Origin of the sequence: Paenibacillus borealis (assembly GCF_000758665.1) — a bacterium.
Lineage (GTDB): Bacteria > Bacillota > Bacilli > Paenibacillales > Paenibacillaceae > Paenibacillus_AQ > Paenibacillus_AQ borealis.
Genome location: NZ_CP009285.1, coordinates 618,964 through 633,939 on the forward strand (window position 1 = coordinate 618,964; position 14,976 = coordinate 633,939).

The 14,976-nt window shown below is 51.9% G+C and carries 19 protein-coding genes; 14 read left to right on the forward strand and 5 right to left on the reverse strand.

What is annotated here, in order from left to right:
* Positions 1–200: 200 nt before the first annotated feature.
* Positions 201–1,148, reverse strand: a complete 948-nt coding sequence (locus PBOR_RS02670) for a diacylglycerol/lipid kinase family protein (RefSeq protein WP_042210322.1) — start codon at positions 1,146–1,148, stop codon at positions 201–203.
* An 87-nt stretch (positions 1,149–1,235) separates the two neighbouring features.
* Complete coding sequence (locus tag PBOR_RS02675; RefSeq protein ID WP_042210323.1) at positions 1,236–1,574, reverse strand: DUF4870 domain-containing protein; 339 nt, start codon at positions 1,572–1,574, stop codon at positions 1,236–1,238.
* Positions 1,575–2,210: 636 nt separating this feature from the next.
* On the opposite strand from PBOR_RS02675, the gene PBOR_RS02680 reads away from it, so the two are divergent.
* The 14 genes from PBOR_RS02680 to PBOR_RS02745 all read left to right on the forward strand — a co-directional run bounded on the left by PBOR_RS02680 (position 2,211) and on the right by PBOR_RS02745 (position 13,284).
* Positions 2,211–2,399 (forward strand): hypothetical protein, encoded by a 189-nt coding sequence (locus tag PBOR_RS02680; protein ID WP_019913840.1) that lies wholly within the window; start codon positions 2,211–2,213, stop codon positions 2,397–2,399.
* Between the two features lie 403 nt (positions 2,400–2,802).
* Positions 2,803–3,852 carry a cytochrome c oxidase subunit II gene (gene coxB / locus PBOR_RS02685; RefSeq protein ID WP_042210324.1) on the forward strand — a complete coding sequence of 350 codons (1,050 nt, stop codon included), beginning with the start codon at positions 2,803–2,805 and terminating at the stop codon, positions 3,850–3,852.
* Between the two features lie 130 nt (positions 3,853–3,982).
* Positions 3,983–5,821, forward strand: a complete 1,839-nt coding sequence (ctaD, locus tag PBOR_RS02690) for a cytochrome c oxidase subunit I (RefSeq protein ID WP_042218842.1) — start codon at positions 3,983–3,985, stop codon at positions 5,819–5,821.
* 6 nt (positions 5,822–5,827) lie between these two features.
* Entirely contained in the window at positions 5,828–6,454 is a 627-nt protein-coding gene (locus PBOR_RS02695) for a cytochrome (ubi)quinol oxidase subunit III (RefSeq protein ID WP_039306709.1), read from the forward strand.
* Between the two features lie 4 nt (positions 6,455–6,458).
* Positions 6,459–6,782 (forward strand): cytochrome C oxidase subunit IV family protein, encoded by a 324-nt coding sequence (locus PBOR_RS02700; RefSeq protein ID WP_042210327.1) that lies wholly within the window; start codon positions 6,459–6,461, stop codon positions 6,780–6,782.
* Between the two features lie 24 nt (positions 6,783–6,806).
* Positions 6,807–7,733 carry a cytochrome c oxidase assembly factor CtaG gene (gene ctaG / locus PBOR_RS02705; protein ID WP_042210328.1) on the forward strand — a complete coding sequence of 309 codons (927 nt, stop codon included), beginning with the start codon at positions 6,807–6,809 and terminating at the stop codon, positions 7,731–7,733.
* Positions 7,734–7,751: 18 nt separating this feature from the next.
* Complete coding sequence (locus PBOR_RS02710; RefSeq protein ID WP_042210330.1) at positions 7,752–8,216, forward strand: DUF420 domain-containing protein; 465 nt, start codon at positions 7,752–7,754, stop codon at positions 8,214–8,216.
* A 285-nt stretch (positions 8,217–8,501) separates the two neighbouring features.
* Entirely contained in the window at positions 8,502–9,233 is a 732-nt protein-coding gene (locus tag PBOR_RS02715) for a hypothetical protein (protein WP_042210332.1), read from the forward strand.
* Positions 9,234–9,287: 54 nt separating this feature from the next.
* A complete protein-coding gene (locus PBOR_RS02720; protein WP_042210333.1) occupies positions 9,288–9,683 on the forward strand; it encodes a GntR family transcriptional regulator in 396 nt (131 codons plus the stop codon).
* A gap of 21 nt (positions 9,684–9,704) precedes the next feature.
* Positions 9,705–10,634, forward strand: coding sequence for an ATP-binding cassette domain-containing protein (locus PBOR_RS02725; RefSeq protein ID WP_042210336.1), 930 nt, complete (start codon positions 9,705–9,707; stop codon positions 10,632–10,634).
* Between the two features lie 3 nt (positions 10,635–10,637).
* Complete coding sequence (locus tag PBOR_RS02730) at positions 10,638–11,540, forward strand: ABC transporter ATP-binding protein (protein ID WP_042210338.1); 903 nt, start codon at positions 10,638–10,640, stop codon at positions 11,538–11,540.
* Positions 11,533–12,822, forward strand: a complete 1,290-nt coding sequence (locus PBOR_RS02735; RefSeq protein ID WP_042210339.1) for an ABC transporter permease — start codon at positions 11,533–11,535, stop codon at positions 12,820–12,822. Before PBOR_RS02730 ends, PBOR_RS02735 begins: the two co-directional genes overlap by 8 nt.
* A 12-nt stretch (positions 12,823–12,834) precedes the next feature.
* Positions 12,835–13,029, forward strand: a complete 195-nt coding sequence (locus tag PBOR_RS02740; RefSeq protein WP_042210341.1) for a hypothetical protein — start codon at positions 12,835–12,837, stop codon at positions 13,027–13,029.
* 57 nt (positions 13,030–13,086) lie between these two features.
* A complete protein-coding gene (locus tag PBOR_RS02745) occupies positions 13,087–13,284 on the forward strand; it encodes a hypothetical protein (protein ID WP_042210342.1) in 198 nt (65 codons plus the stop codon).
* Between the two features lie 163 nt (positions 13,285–13,447).
* Here PBOR_RS02745 and PBOR_RS36770 read toward each other — a convergent pair whose 3' ends face one another.
* From PBOR_RS36770 to PBOR_RS02750, 3 genes are all read right to left on the reverse strand, one after another.
* Positions 13,448–13,597 (reverse strand): hypothetical protein, encoded by a 150-nt coding sequence (locus PBOR_RS36770; protein ID WP_157763959.1) that lies wholly within the window; start codon positions 13,595–13,597, stop codon positions 13,448–13,450.
* Positions 13,598–13,702: 105 nt separating this feature from the next.
* Positions 13,703–13,864: a hypothetical protein gene (locus PBOR_RS36775; protein WP_157763960.1), complete on the reverse strand. Its 162-nt coding sequence runs from the start codon at positions 13,862–13,864 to the stop codon at positions 13,703–13,705.
* Between the two features lie 55 nt (positions 13,865–13,919).
* Positions 13,920–14,654 (reverse strand): zeta toxin family protein, encoded by a 735-nt coding sequence (locus PBOR_RS02750; protein WP_042210344.1) that lies wholly within the window; start codon positions 14,652–14,654, stop codon positions 13,920–13,922.
* Positions 14,655–14,976: the final 322 nt, after the last annotated feature.

A 14,976-nucleotide genomic window follows, 5' to 3' on the forward strand; every position in this document is an offset into this window, starting at 1 on the left:
GCGGAATCTCAGTCCGCAAGTCAACTAAAAACCCCCTTGCCGGAGAGAATAAGGTCCTCTCAGTCCGCAAGGGGGTACACAGTGGCTAGATCGCCGGAACGTCGTTGGTGGAAGCAGCCGTTAGCTCAACCGGCTGCCCGCGCTCGATCAGCCGGCCCTGCCTCACGCCGGCTACGCCACGGCTCCCACAGCCGCCCCGCCTAGCCGCTCGCGTGGCACGACCCGGCCGCACCCTGCGCGCCGGCTGCCGCCAGCGGCGAGAGCACGCGCAGCGCCCCGGGCTCGCAGCGCACGGCCAGCGGCGCGGTGCCGAGGGCCTCGCCGTCGCCGATGGCATGGCGCGGCTGCGCGAAGTGGACGGCTACGCTGCGTCCGCGCAGCATGGTGACATAGGGCAGCGCCACGTGCTTGCCCTTCACCACCGTCGGAAACAGCCGCAGCAATTGCCCGCGGCTGATCCCGTGCACGACGCAGACGTCGAGCAGGCCGTCGCCTGGCTCCGCCTGCGGGCAGATCAGCAGCCCGCCGCCGTAGCTGGGCAGGTTGCAGACCGAGACCAGCCACGCCCGGTCGAAGGTCTGCTCCTTGCCGTCGCAGGTCACGCTGACGCGGCAGGACTTGAAGGTGATCAGCGTATGCAGAATGCCGATGATATAAGCCAGCCGGCCGGCGCCGATGGCATTGCACAGCCGTTTGTAGCGGCTGTTATTCACATTGACGGCCACCTGGGCGTCGAAGCCGCTGGCTACGGCGGTCAGGGTAAGCCCGTCCGCGCCCGAGAGCAGATCCGCTTCGAGGCAGCGGTCCTGCAGCGCGATATCCAGCGCGGCTTCCGGGGTCAGCGGGATGCTGAAGCCGCGCGCCGTGTCGTTGCCGGAGCCGGCGGGGATTACGCCCAGAGGCACCCCTCTGCGCCGCAGTGCGCCAAGCACGCTGTGGATCGTGCCGTCGCCGCCGATAACGATGGCGGCGCGCCAGTCGTCGCGGCGGGCAAGGGCGTGCAGCACCTGATTCTCCGCACTCTCTGCACTTTGGGTGAACAGGGCTTCATGTGGAGTGGCACGCGCCTTGAGCAATGCCTCAACGGTATGCCATGTCCGAAGCCCCGCTCCGCCGCCCGAGCGGGCATTTATGATCAATAGATACATCGATGTTCCTCCAGCCTGTAAAGATTCCTGTTTGTCCTGATTCCATTGTACGGAGAGGACAGGCAAAAGGGAATCTTTTTCGGGAGGCTACAGCTGCCGCAGCTGGCTCTCGGCGATTTGTCCTGCCCAGGGCAGCTTAAACCATCGTCCGCCCAGTGCATGGTAGATCATCAGCAACCAAATGGCGAAGCCCAGCAGGGAGAGAAGGGCTGCCACCACTGGCCCGAGAAAAGGGATGAAGCCGCTCAGTACATGAGCTACCATCAGTGCCCCGAAGGCAATCAGGGATTGAAGCGAGTGGAACAGGACGAACCGGCTGCGCTTCTCCAGCGCGAGAAACACAATGGCGCCTATGAACGGGAAGAAATAACACAGAGCGGCGGCAATATTGTCGGGCAGTCCGGTGGAAGATCTGAAAGGGGACAAAGGGCTCACTCTCCTTGGTTTGGAGAAGAAGGGCATGAATAATCTTCCTTCTTCCCTACAAGCCTATGAAGAATCCAGCTAAAGTATGAGCCGTATGAGCCTAGGAAAGAATCTGTCTGATAATCTCTGCCACATTGGGTAGACTAATAACAGGTTCCCCCGGCTGACAGCATGAATACACTATATTTTAGGCAAAGGGATCTTGGACGCGCAGTTGGAGTCATTGTAGAGCAGCGGTTTCAGCGGAAAATGAGGAGCTTACTTACCGTGGAAGTTTAAAAAGTATAAAAAATTTCCATTCGCATATTTTACAAGGAAAGGTGGAACTTGGACTGGAATATGATACAATATAACGATAAAGCCCGAAAGGAGTGATTCAGCAAGTGGCTCTTCGGGTAATCAAAGTGTCAAGGTGTCTTTACTCTGAGACATCCTTACTCTCAGCCCAAATCACGACGAACCTGCTTCACCGGCAAGGCGGATTTCCGGAATACCGGAAGGATAGTCAAGGCGGATAATGCAAGCCACGTATGTGTAATGGTTTCTTAACTTGCATTTCAAGGTTACGGCGGACTTTTCATCATGCATTCTCTACAACGGAGCATTCATTTTCAATGTTTTGGGAGGGAACTGATCATGGCAAGTAAAGGTCATAACGAAGTCAAGGAAAGTCTACGGGAAATGACACGCATTTTCCGGCCCAAAGATCCCAAGAAATTTGTGAAGGAGTACGTCCGGAAGTATCGGATCACGGGAGGCTATGAAGAAGAGCTGACCATGGTTGTGGAGCATGAACTGGTAAGAATGAATTCATCCGTTTCTTAAACAACAGATAGGATTGTTCTGCTTCCGCTTTTTGATGACAACATTTTGCGCTATAACATCCATGAGGATTCTCATAAACCGTGCCCGGGCAGCCTGCTGCCGCTGGAATCGGTTTTTTTTGTATACCCGGTTTAGCGGATGCAACTCTACATATATTTAGTCAAATGAATTAATAGACACAAATACATATGAATGCGCTTTAAAGGTAGTTTAACAGTTTTCGGATAATTTTGAAAGCGCTTTTAAATTCAGCGATGACAAGCTTTTTACGGTTTGAAAATGATTTTGTGAAATTGTTGTGAACGATTGACAAAACAGTGGGGCGAACTTATATTAATAGTGATTGTTATAATTGACAGGAAAATACTCTAATCTACGAATTCGGGAAAAGCGGGGTAGATCAATGATGAAAACGTGGCAGGCTGGAAAGCGGCTTCTTCCCATGACCGCAGCGCTTGGACTCATTCTTGCCGGATGCGGGCGGGAAGACTTGTCGGTACTCAGACCGCAGGGACCCGCAGCGGAAAGCTCGTTTGCACTGATGAAGCTGTCGATCTCAATCATGATCGTGGTGCTCTTGGTCGTCTTCTCTATTGCGGCTTATGTATGGATCCGTTTCCGCCGGAAACCGGATCAGAACGAGATTCCTAAGCAGGTGGAAGGCAGCTTCAAACTGGAAGTGCTGTGGACGGTTATCCCGCTTATTCTCGTAGTTGTGCTGGCGGTTCCTACAGTGAAGGCAGTGTTCGCTGCCGGCAATGATCACTCGGGGGATAAGGATGCCATTAAGGTCAAAGTGACCGGCCATCAATACTGGTGGGAGTTTGAATATACGGATTACGGGGTAACTACCGCGCAGGATCTGGTGATTCCCGCCGGTAAGGATATCGCTTTTGAGCTGAGTACCAAGGATGTCCTGCACTCCTTCTGGGTGCCTTCCCTCTCCGGCAAAATGGATACCAACCCCGACGGAACGGTCAACCGCTTCAGCTTCAGTGCGCCGAATGAAGGCGTTTACCGCGGCAAATGCGCGGAGCTGTGCGGCCCTTCCCACGGCTTCATGGAGTTCAAGGTGAAATCAGTCAGCGGTGCAGCGTTCGAGGAGTGGATTGCTTCTATGAAGGCGCCTGATTCCGTCCTGCCGGATGATCCGGCGCTCGCGGAGACCTTCAAATCCCAGTGCCTGACCTGCCATGCGACTGGAAGTATGCAGGATCTTTCCCAGGCTCCCAATCTGACCGGGATCGGCTCCCGCGAATCGGTGGCCGGCATTCTGCTTAACGACGACACGCGCGTGGACGGAGCACCGGTAGAAGAGAATCTGAAGACATGGCTGCATGATCCCCAGAGTGTGAAGCCGGGCAACAAGATGCCGGATCCCAAGGATCTGGGCCTAAGCGATGAAGAGATTGACGGCATTGCCGAGTTTCTGGCCGGTTACACGCTGGACTGAAGCCTTATAGCCTGAAGCGGAAGCAGCATATTTGAAAAAGGGGGTACGTACCTTGGCCGAAGCAGCGCAATCCTTGCATCCCTCCCAGCCCTTGAAGCATGGCCACAGTGTTAAACGGCATACCGGGCTTATGGACTGGATCACCACCGTCGATCACAAGAAGATCGCGATTCTGTACCTCTGGGCCGGAGGCATCTTCTTCGGCATCGGCGGATTGGAAGCTATTCTGATCCGTATTCAGCTGATCAAGCCGATGAATACCTTCCTCGATGCCCAGACCTTCAACGAACTGATTACGATGCACGGCACAACGATGATCTTCCTAGGCGTCATGCCAGTTATCTTCGCCCTGATGAATGCGGTCATTCCGCTGCAGATCGGCGCGCGTGACGTAGCCTTTCCTTTTCTTAATGCGCTCGGATTCTGGACCTTCCTGTTCGGCGGTATTCTGCTCAATCTCAGCTGGGTGATGGGCGGTGCGCCTGATGCGGGCTGGACTTCGTATACCCCGCTCTCCAGTACGGGGTACAGCCCCACACACGGAGTGGATTTTTATACCATCGGGCTGCAGATTGCCGGTCTCGGCACGCTGATCGGCGGCATTAACTTCCTGGCTACCATCATCACGATGCGTGCGCCAGGGATGTCATTCATGCGGATGCCGATGTTTGCCTGGACCACCTTTATTACCTCAGCCATTATTCTATTCGCTTTTCCGGCTATTACTGTAGGCCTTGTATTGCTTACCTTCGACCGGATTCTGGATGCCAATTTCTTCAATGTTGCAGGGGGCGGCAACCCTGTGCTCTGGCAGCATATTTTCTGGATCTTCGGCCATCCCGAAGTATACATTCTGATTCTTCCGGCCTTCGGCGTCATCTCTGAGGTCATTCCGACCTTCTCGCGCAAGCGGCTGTTCGGATACAGCTCCATGGTGTTCGCGACGATCCTGATCGCCTTCCTGGGCTTCATGGTCTGGGCGCATCATATGTTCACCACCGGCCTTGGTCCGGTAGCGAATGCTTTGTTCTCTGTCTCCACCATGCTGATTGCCGTTCCGACCGGGATCAAGATCTTCAACTGGCTGTTCACCATGTGGGGCGGACAGGTACGCTTCACCACCCCTAACCTGTTTGCAGCCGGCTTCATCCCCACCTTCACGATGGGCGGGGTAACGGGGGTCATGCTGGCCTCCGCACCTGCGGACTTCCAGTTCCATGATACTTACTTCGTAGTGGCGCATTTCCACTATGTCATTGTCGGCGGCCTGGTGCTCGGGCTGTTTGCCGGGCTGCACTACTGGTGGCCGAAGATGTTCGGGCGGATGCTTAGCGAGAAGTTAGGCAAGTGGACCTTCTGGACGTTCATTATCGGCTTCCACTTAACCTTCTTCGTGCAGCATTTCCTGGGACTGATGGGCATGCAGCGCCGCGTATTCACCTATCTGCCGAATCAGCAATTTGATCTGCTTAACCTGGTCAGTACCATTGGTGCGATGCTGATGGGCGTCGGCATGATGATCTTCCTCACCAATATATTCCTGACCTCAAGACGGCCGGCTGATGCAGCAGATGATCCGTGGGAAGACGGGCGGACACTGGAATGGACGATTCCTTCGCCGCCGCCGGAATATAATTTCAAGCAGACACCGCTGGTGCGGGGCCTGGATGCCTTCTGGAAGGAAAAAATGGCCGGACACAAGGCAATGACCCCATCCGAGCCGGTGGGTTCGATTCATATGCCTTCGGCAACGATCCTGCCGTTCCTGATGTCGGTCGGTATTTTCATTGCGGGTCTCGGCTTCATGTTCAGCCGCGATGAGTTCAGCAGCAGTGTAATGAGCTTTCTGTTCAATAACTATATCGTTACGGCACTTGGCCTGCTTATTACCTTCGGGTCCATGCTCATGCGGTCGCTGTTTGACGATCCGGGCTGGCATATTGAACCCGAAGAGCTGGAAGGAAGGTGAGCGGATATGACTACAGCACATGCTGAAGCGGCGAACGGGACTCTCCCGCATGAACCGGAAAAGGCAACACTCGAAGGACGCAACAAGGTGCTGGCCTTCTGGCTGTTCCTTGGAGGGGAAGCAGTGCTTTTCGGCACTCTCTTCGCAACCTTCCTGGCGCTGCGTAATCAGACCAATGAAGGCCCGTCTGCGAATGAGCTGTTCCATCTGCCGCTGGTCGCGGCGGCGACCTTTCTGCTGCTGGTCAGCAGTCTGACCAGTGTGTTCGCGATCCAGGCGATGCACCGGGGCCGCGTCACTATGCTGCGGAACTGGCTGCTGGTCACGGTACTGCTCGGACTTTGCTTCCTGGTCTTAGAAATTTACGAATTCAGTGTATACATCAGGCATGAGGAATTCGGAATGACCACCAGTGCATTCAGCTCGGCCTTTTATACCCTGGTGGGCTTTCACGGTGCCCATGTAGCCTTCGGTATTCTGTGGATCTCCGTACTGATCGGCCAGTTAATGCATAAGGGGCTGACGGTGGTAACGGCACCGAAGATCTATGTGTCGGCGATGTACTGGCATTTCATCGATGTGGTATGGGTCTTTATCTTCACGGTAGTATACCTGCTCGGAAAGGTGGGATGAAGCCATGACGACGAAGCAGCATTCTCCGGACTCTCCGGTGAAGCACCGGCACCGCCCGGAAGGGCCGCAGCGGCATATTGTAGTTTTTGTCTTCTCCATTGTACTGACGCTGATCGCCTTTGCTGCAGTAGCTGCCGGAGGGGTAAATCCCACCTTCGCCGTTATTCTGCTGCTGGTGATGGCTGTGCTGCAGGTAATTCTGCAGATGGGCTTCTGGATGCATCTGAAGGACAAAGGGCATATGATGCCGATCATCTTCATGCTGGGCGGATTTTTTATCGCCGGAACCTGCATTATTATGTCGCTCTACTGGGTATGGTGGGATTAATTCTGTCCGGGGAGGCTGCTGATCATGCCGGGATTACAATACTTCAGCTTTACTGAACTGTGGAGCCCGCTGTTTCTGGCTCTGATGCTCCTGCTGACGGCCGGATATTTTGTGCTGATCGGTCCGCTGTCCTCCCGGTTTGAAGGCAGTACTGCAGTCCCCTTCTGGCGGAGGGGGCTGTTCTTATGCGGAATGCTGGCCCTCTATCTGGCGCAGGGCGGTCCGGTCAGTCTGCTGGGGCATATCCTGTTCTCCTTCCATATGGTCAGTATGGCCTTGTCTTATCTTGTCGCAGTACCGCTGATTATGCTGGGGATTCCTGACTGGTGCTGGCGTGCGCTGCTCCGGGTGAATCCGCTGCGCGGCCTTGCTTTTCTCGCTAAGCCGATCGTGGCCGCACTGCTCTTCAACGGATTATTCTCGCTCTATCATATCCCGGCGATTCATGATTATGTCATGCTGCATTTCGCGGTGCACCGCCTGTATTACGCTGTGTTATTCCTGACCTCAGGGCTTATGTGGTGGAATCTGATTAATCCCCTGCCGGAATACCGGGCGCTTGGCGGCCTGGGCCAGGTGGGATTCATCTTTCTGAACATGGTCCTGCTGACACCGGCCTGCGGGTTGATTATTTTTGCCGGTTCACCCCTATATGCTACTTATAGTGACCCTAATACCTGGGCAATGGCCATGGGCTACTGTGTGCCGCAGAGTCCGGCAGCTTTGCTGCAGGCTTTTGGCGGTCCCGGCTTCTTCGGATCCCTGTCCCCCAAGGTAGATCAGCAGGTCGGCGGCATCGTGATGAAGTTCATTCAGGAATTTATTTTTGCCTCGATGCTTGCTTATGTGTTCTATCATTGGTATAAAAAAGAGAACGGACAAGAGGACACGGAGTTGTCCGCGCCTGCTTCTGAACTTGCGGAGGAGGGTCTGAACTATAAGGGCTGGTAAGTGCCGAGGGGGATAATCATGGATATTTTCACATTGTTTCCGACGATCAGTACATCGTTCATCGTCATTAGCGCGGTGCTGGTGGCTATCGGCTGGAGACAAATCATTCAAGGCAAACGCGAAGCGCACAAGAAGACAATGATTGCGGCTGCTATCGCAGCAATTCTTTTTTTCCTGGTGTACTCGTCAAGAACGATATTCGTGGGGAATACGACCTGGGGCGGACCGGATGATCTGTCGACGCTCTACCATGTCTTCCTGATCTTCCACATTGTGCTGGCTACCGTAGCTGCCGTATTCGGCATCACTACGCTGACGCTGGGCTTCAAGGCCAAGTATGCCAAACACCGCAAGTGGGGAAGAGTGACGGCTGTCATCTGGTTTTTCACCGCTATCACGGGTGTGGCCGTCTATGTGCTGCTGTACATATTCTATCCGGGCGGACATACGCTGCCGGTCTGGAAAGTCATTATGGGCGGTTAGCTATTGTTGAAGAAAAGCCTGTACATCTGCTGTTCCGTTTATGCGGGGCTGGATGTATAGGCTTTTTTGGTTTTTATACATAATATCACAGGTGTGGCGCGTAGGCATGTCTCCAATCTCATAAGGATGTAATCCAATACAATTTCTTGAAAGTCTCTTGACACTGGAAAATACAGGTCATATACTGTGTATATAGATATATACAGTAAGCACAGATAAATGAACACGAAACCGTGTGGATCTGCTGCCGCCTGCCGCTGATGAACTCACAAAGCGAGGTTAGAGATGATGACAACATTTAAGAATGCCTGGGTAATTGTACGCAGTGACTTCAAGGGTGACAGGCTGAAGCTGCTGTGGGCGCTGCTGTTCGCCGTCGTATTCATGGGGTATATGGCCGCACTGGCCGGAATGGTATTGGATGATGCGATTGACCGGGGCGAGGGGAAGCTGCTGAGCGATGTTTTGCTGGTCACCATTATTTCTATGCTGGGCATTACCTTCTCCCGGAGAAACATGAAGTATTTGGCGGATGATACCTATACCCGAATGCTGGCGTATATGCGGTCCCTGCCGGTACCGGCTGAGGTCATTCTCTGCAAAAGAAAACTGAATATGCTGTTTGCCTTTATCCTGAACAGCACGCTGTACTTTAGTTTAATCTATACGATCGGCGCCAATATACGCAGTGAGCTGCCGGTCACCGCGTACCTCGCATTTGCCCTTACCTGGATTGGCTGCGGTCTGGTCATTGCCGGAATATTCATTTTTATCGAGTTCTCGGTCAGCGGCAAAGCATATTTCCTGATTATGATCATCGTCATGTTCCTGGCCATAGGTATTGCTGGGCTGGTCTATCTGGCCGGAGGGAATCTGCTGCTTGCAAGTGTAGCTGTCTCCAAGGAGTGGGGGCTGTTGTCTCCGCTGATGTGGGGATCGCTGCTGCTAGGCATCGTAGCGGTACAGTTGTTCTCCCGGTGGACGGTTCACCGGCTGAAGAGCCGCGATCTCGTATGAAACGGGGCATGGTGTTAATCCGGAATACCGGAGTGTGGAAGGCGGGTGCGTATGATGTGGATACCAATACAAATTAACGAGAACAGCGCAGAGCCGCTGTATCATCAGATCGAAACCCAGCTGAAATCGCTGATTATCTCGGGCACGATCACGGAAGGAACCCTGCTTCCCTCCATCCGTGAATTCGCGGGTGACCTGAAGTGCAGTGTGATCACGGTCCGCCGGGTCTATCAGGATCTGGAGAATGAAGGGCTGCTGCGCACAAGACAGGGAACGGGCACCTTCGTCTCCCATGTAGGAGACGGGACCATGGCGGGCTATAAGCAGGATGCCATCCGCAAAGCGCTGGAAACCGCAGTGGACGTGGGCCTTTCTGTACAGTGCAGCGAAGAAGAGCTGACAGAGCTGTTCAATGAAATTGTGAAGGACAAATTCGGGAAACAGGAATGAAGAACGGGGGATGGGGAGCTCATGGTACAGCAAGCCATAGAACTACGGAACGTGTGTAAGAAGCGGAGGGGCAAGACGGTAGGGCCGCTTAATGTTAATCTGCCGCAGGGTTATATTACGGCGCTGGTGGGTCAGAACGGCTCCGGCAAAAGCACGCTGCTGCACATGCTGCTGCAGCTGACTTTTCCAGAGGAAGGCGAGATCCGCTGGTTTGAGGAAGCCTACCGTGACGGGCTTCCGCTGCAGCTCCGCCAGACGATCGCCTATGTACCGGAAAACTCGCAGAATGAAGAGAATTTCTGGACAGCCGGCGAGGCTGCCGAATTCCGCCGCCACTGGTATCCTGCCTGGGACCAGGGCTATTTCGAGGAGCTGCTCCTGAAGCTGGAGGTGCCGGAGAATGCCAAGCTGGGCAAGATGTCCAAGGGCGAACGCCGCAAATTCGAGATTGCCGCAGCGCTGGCTGCGAAGCCCCGGCTGCTGCTGCTGGATGAGCCTTCTTCCTGCCTTGATCCTTTTGCCTGGAAGATCATGATTGAGACCCTGCAGCGGTATATGGATGAGCATGAGGCCACCATCGTAATCTCGACCCACATTGTTGAAGAGGTGCGGAGGCTGGCGGATTATATCGTCCTGATGCATCAGGGACAGCTGCTGGGAATGGCCGAGAAGGACAGCTTGTTCGGCTCCTGGAGTGAAATATGGGTTCAGGCAGAAGGCGGGCAGGCGCTGGAGGAACTGGCAGCAGAGCTGCCGCAGGCGCTGGAGCTTAAGCTGGAAGCGCCGGGTGTGGCTTCATTTTTGACCCAGCAAATCTATCAATATGAGAAACGCATTCATGATTTGGGCGTAAAGGTTATCAAGAGCCGCAGCCTGGAGCTTGATGAAATCCTAAGCTTATGGAGCCGGGGACATCGTCCGGTTCTGATTGACCAGAAGAGAGGGGAATAAGGAATGGAAGCTTTGCATTTGGAACGGGTAGTGAAGCAGTACGGTGATAAAACAGCAGTCAACGGAATCAGTCTGAAGGTAGAACAAGGCGAAATTTACGGTCTGCTGGGTGCAAACGGCGCCGGCAAAACGACGACTATGCGCATGGTGCTGGGTCTGATCTATCCAGATGAAGGCCGGATTCTTTATAACGGCAAGCCGTATAGTACGGAGCTTCAGCATCTGATGGGTTATCTTCCAGAGGAGCGGGGGCTCTATCCGAAGGTCAAAGTAAGCGATCAGATTATCTATCTGGCCCGGCTTCGCGGCATGCTGGCAAGTGAGGCCGATAAGAGCCTGCGTTACTGGCTGGACCGGTTCGACGTTCCGGAATACTACAATAAGAAGATTGAGGAATTGTCCAAGGGCAATCAGCAAAAAATGGGCTTCGTAGCTGCTGTCGTCCATAAGCCGAAGATTCTGATTCTGGATGAAGCCTTCAGCGGCCTCGATCCGGTGAATGTGGAGCTGCTTAAGGATACAGTCAGAGAGATGCGGGATCAGGGCACCAGTATTCTTTTCTCCACCCACCGGATGGAGCATGTGGAGGAATTATGCCGCAATATTACGATTCTCGACCGCTCGAACACTGTAGTTCAGGGAGATATCCGTGAGATCAAGAAGGGGTATCCGCGCGAAGCAGTCGTACTGCGTACGGCCGGGGAAGTGAACGGGCTTGCGGAGATTGCCGGAGTCACTGCAGTGGAGCGCCAGGAACGCGGATATCTGCTGTCCATCAGCGAGATTGGCGCAGCGCAGCGCATTCTGCAGCTGGCCATGGCTCAGGGCGAGGTAGAGCATTTCGAGATTAAGGAACCGACGCTAAACCAAATCTTTATCAGAGCGGTGGGTGAATCTAATGAATAAGATGGGCAGCATTATCAACTTTACGTTCAAGAACAAGGTAAGAACGAAATCCTTCATGATTACAACATTAATTCTGGTGCTCCTGCTGAGTATCGGGATGAATATTCCTTATCTGATTAAGGTGTTTAATGGGGAAGACGGTGCCAAGGACGCTAAACAAATCGGAGTGGTTGCCGAGCAGGGCTTCCGGCCTGCTGAACTGCTTCTTGCATATACACCACCGGCTGATACGGATGCTCAAGTCGTATTCACAGCCTATCCCTCCGCAGATGACGCTGCGCTGAAGCAAGGGCTGGAGGACGAGAAGATCGAGGGTTATCTCACGTTTGCTTCAGAAGCCGGTGAAGGGGTACCGCCGGTTACGTATCACAGCAAAGACGGGGATATCAGCGACAAAGTGCAGAGTTATCTTCAAACGGCTTTGCAGCAGGTGAATACCGGACTAATTGTCGGCGATAAGCTGACGGAGAGCCAGGTAGCTGCGATATTCGCTCCGGTCTCGATAGGCACAGAACAGCTGAATGCCGATGCAGCGGCATCCGGTTCAGAAGAAGGAGATGCCAAGCCGGCCATTAACTATGTCGTTGTCTATGTCCTGCTGATGCTGTTCTTCATGTCGGTGATGATGACCGGCAACATGATCGCCGCTGAGATTACCTCGGAGAAAAGCTCGCGCATCATGGAGATTCTGATCACCAGCGCATCCCCGTTGACACAGATGTTCGGCAAGGTCATCGGGATCTTCCTCGTCGGCCTGCTGCAGATCGCCATTATATCTGCCAGCATCGCTGTCAACCTGATGCTGCCGCACAATTCCGGCATCCTGGCGGATTTCGACCTGGATCTGGGACAGCTGAATGCCAGCATTCTGGTATATGGCTTAATCCTGTACATTCTCGGTTACTTCCTGTATGCCTTGATGTATGCAGCTGTAGGTTCAATTGTCAGCCGTACTGAAGATTTGGGGCAAGCCATTATGCCGGTAATGATGCTGGGGTTCGTCAGCTTCTACATCCCGTTGTTCAGTATTTCAAACGCTGATACTATGCTGGTTAAGGTAGCAAGTTATGTTCCGTTCACTTCGTCACTTAGTCTGCTGTTGCGGATTGGTGTAGGCCAAGTGGCTACATGGGAGATCTTGGTCTCGCTGGCCATCCTGCTGGTCACAACCTTCATCTTCGGCTGGCTCGCCGCCAAGATCTACCGCACCGGCGTCCTGATGTACGGCAAGCGCCCTAGCATCAAGGAGATTAGAAAAGCGATGAAGGCTTATAAGATCTAAGGAGCGGGGATTATGGATAAAAAGCATCAGCAAAATATAGCAATGCTTTATGCGGGCTCTTTTCTTGCGCTGACAGCGGGTCGGATAATTCATTCTAACGGAAGCAACCTGATGGATTTCACGCAAGGTATGCTAACGGGTTTAGGCATCGCGGGCATGGTGGTGACTATTATAGTCTTTGGCAGATATCAGAAGCGCAGTCGTTAAGCACTGATTCTGGTCCGGGGTGCCTACTGGACTACTAATCTTTTGAGGAGTGTCTTGATGGATAAAAAGAAACAGGAATTCGTGATGATGCTATTCTCGGGTTTGATGCTCTTTATGGTAAGTCTGATAACCCCGTCTAACGGATCTGAAGTGCGTATATATTTTAAGGGATTCATGATAGGGGGCGGGATCATCGTATTGGCGCTGGCCGTCTCGATGTTCCTTAAGTATAAGGGATTTAAGAACATGAAATAATTAGTGGATATAGGCATAGATCAAGGCCCATTCGCCGGGAAGGCGGGTGGGCTTTTTATTGTATTTGTAAGGAATAATCCCCGAATTTCTAAACTCGCAAAAATGCCTGCTTAACAATAAAAAAGACCGGTCATCAGACCGGCCGTCATAATATACAGTACAGTTATTTCGAGGCTGCGACCTGTTGCTGGGCGGTCCGCATAGCCTTTTTGGCGATTTCTATTTGAAGACTTTTATTATGTTCAGCCATTTTCTTTGCAAACAGTTTGTCCACGTTAGATTCAATTGCATCTTGTGCTTTGTTGAATAACATACATACCCCTCCTACGTCTAGGCATTGACTAAGACAATAGAATACATAAAAGCCGCTTCTTATATATATATTAACACCAAGGGACGCCGATGAACAGATGTCAAATTACTTAGAATTTCCAGGCTGCTCTCTTGCTTTCTCTAGATTCTGCTTATGGGTGAGGAGCTTTTTTCGCAAATGTTGTCCAATATTATTTTCCAGGCGGTCTTGGGCTGCATTAAATCGAGCCATATTTTTTTTGGGAAAATGGTCGGAGTTTTTTGTCATTTGCTCTCCCCCTATAATAGACTTTTACTATCTAGTATAGGTATGTCTGAGAGTTTTAGACCTTTTTGCCGAAAAATTCTTCTACCTTAACTAAATCAATCGTTACCTCTTCCGAATCTCTGTCCAATTTTTTTAGTATCACTTTTGGAGCAGAACCTTGAACTGAGTTATCCCAGAGGCGATAGGCATCGAATAAGGGTTTAAGTTCCATAAAGGACCGGCTGACACGCTGGTGCGAATCGCGGATAGCATGTTCAGGGACACGGCGTTTTTCGATTAGGAATCTTTCTTCTTCCCGCATGAAAGCAACTTCAATTGGTGCATGTACGATAACTGCGGAAACAATATAACCTAATGCTCTGATTCTTTGAATGAGAGGGCCGTAATAATCACTATCTTTCATTGTTCCATCGAATAGAATATGTGCCTTCTTTAATAGAGCTTTCTCAAGCAGCATATCATTAATATCGGAACTCTCAGCCTGAACACGGTCAGCAGCAGACTCCTTATCTTCCGATAGGAAGTGAACATACTCTGGAATCAGAGGTTTGATCCGATCACAGTCGATAATGATAAAATCTTTGCCGATTTCCCCAAGCTCTTCAAGATGGAAGTCTCGGATCATGGATTTACCTACAGCTGTTCCTCCGCCCATAAAATTGATCTCTGGCGCTGATTGCGATGGATATCCCTCTAATAGCCCTGCCACAATTTTTCTATGAAGAATTCTTCTTTTTGGGAAATAATAATTATTACGGGAATTTAATTCTTTGGAAGTTTTCCGATCCAATATGAGTCCTCCTACAGATCGCTATCGTACAGTGATTTTTTATACACAAAAACATAGGGTAATTATACCATTGGAGTAGGAGATTGGAAGAGGAGGATTGGCCGTACTAACCGAATTCAAATACAAATAATATAGTTTTGAAAAGAGAAAATAAATAAAGATTATGAGATTAAAAAGCGCTGATCTACAAGTCTCTAAGATTGCCAGAGCCTGGAAAAATTCCGTCTTTTTAATCATTTATATATGCGGACCCACCCCAAACTGGTTAAAACGCCGCAGATAGTGTACCTTAGTAATATTAGTAATTAGGAGTGGTGATTTT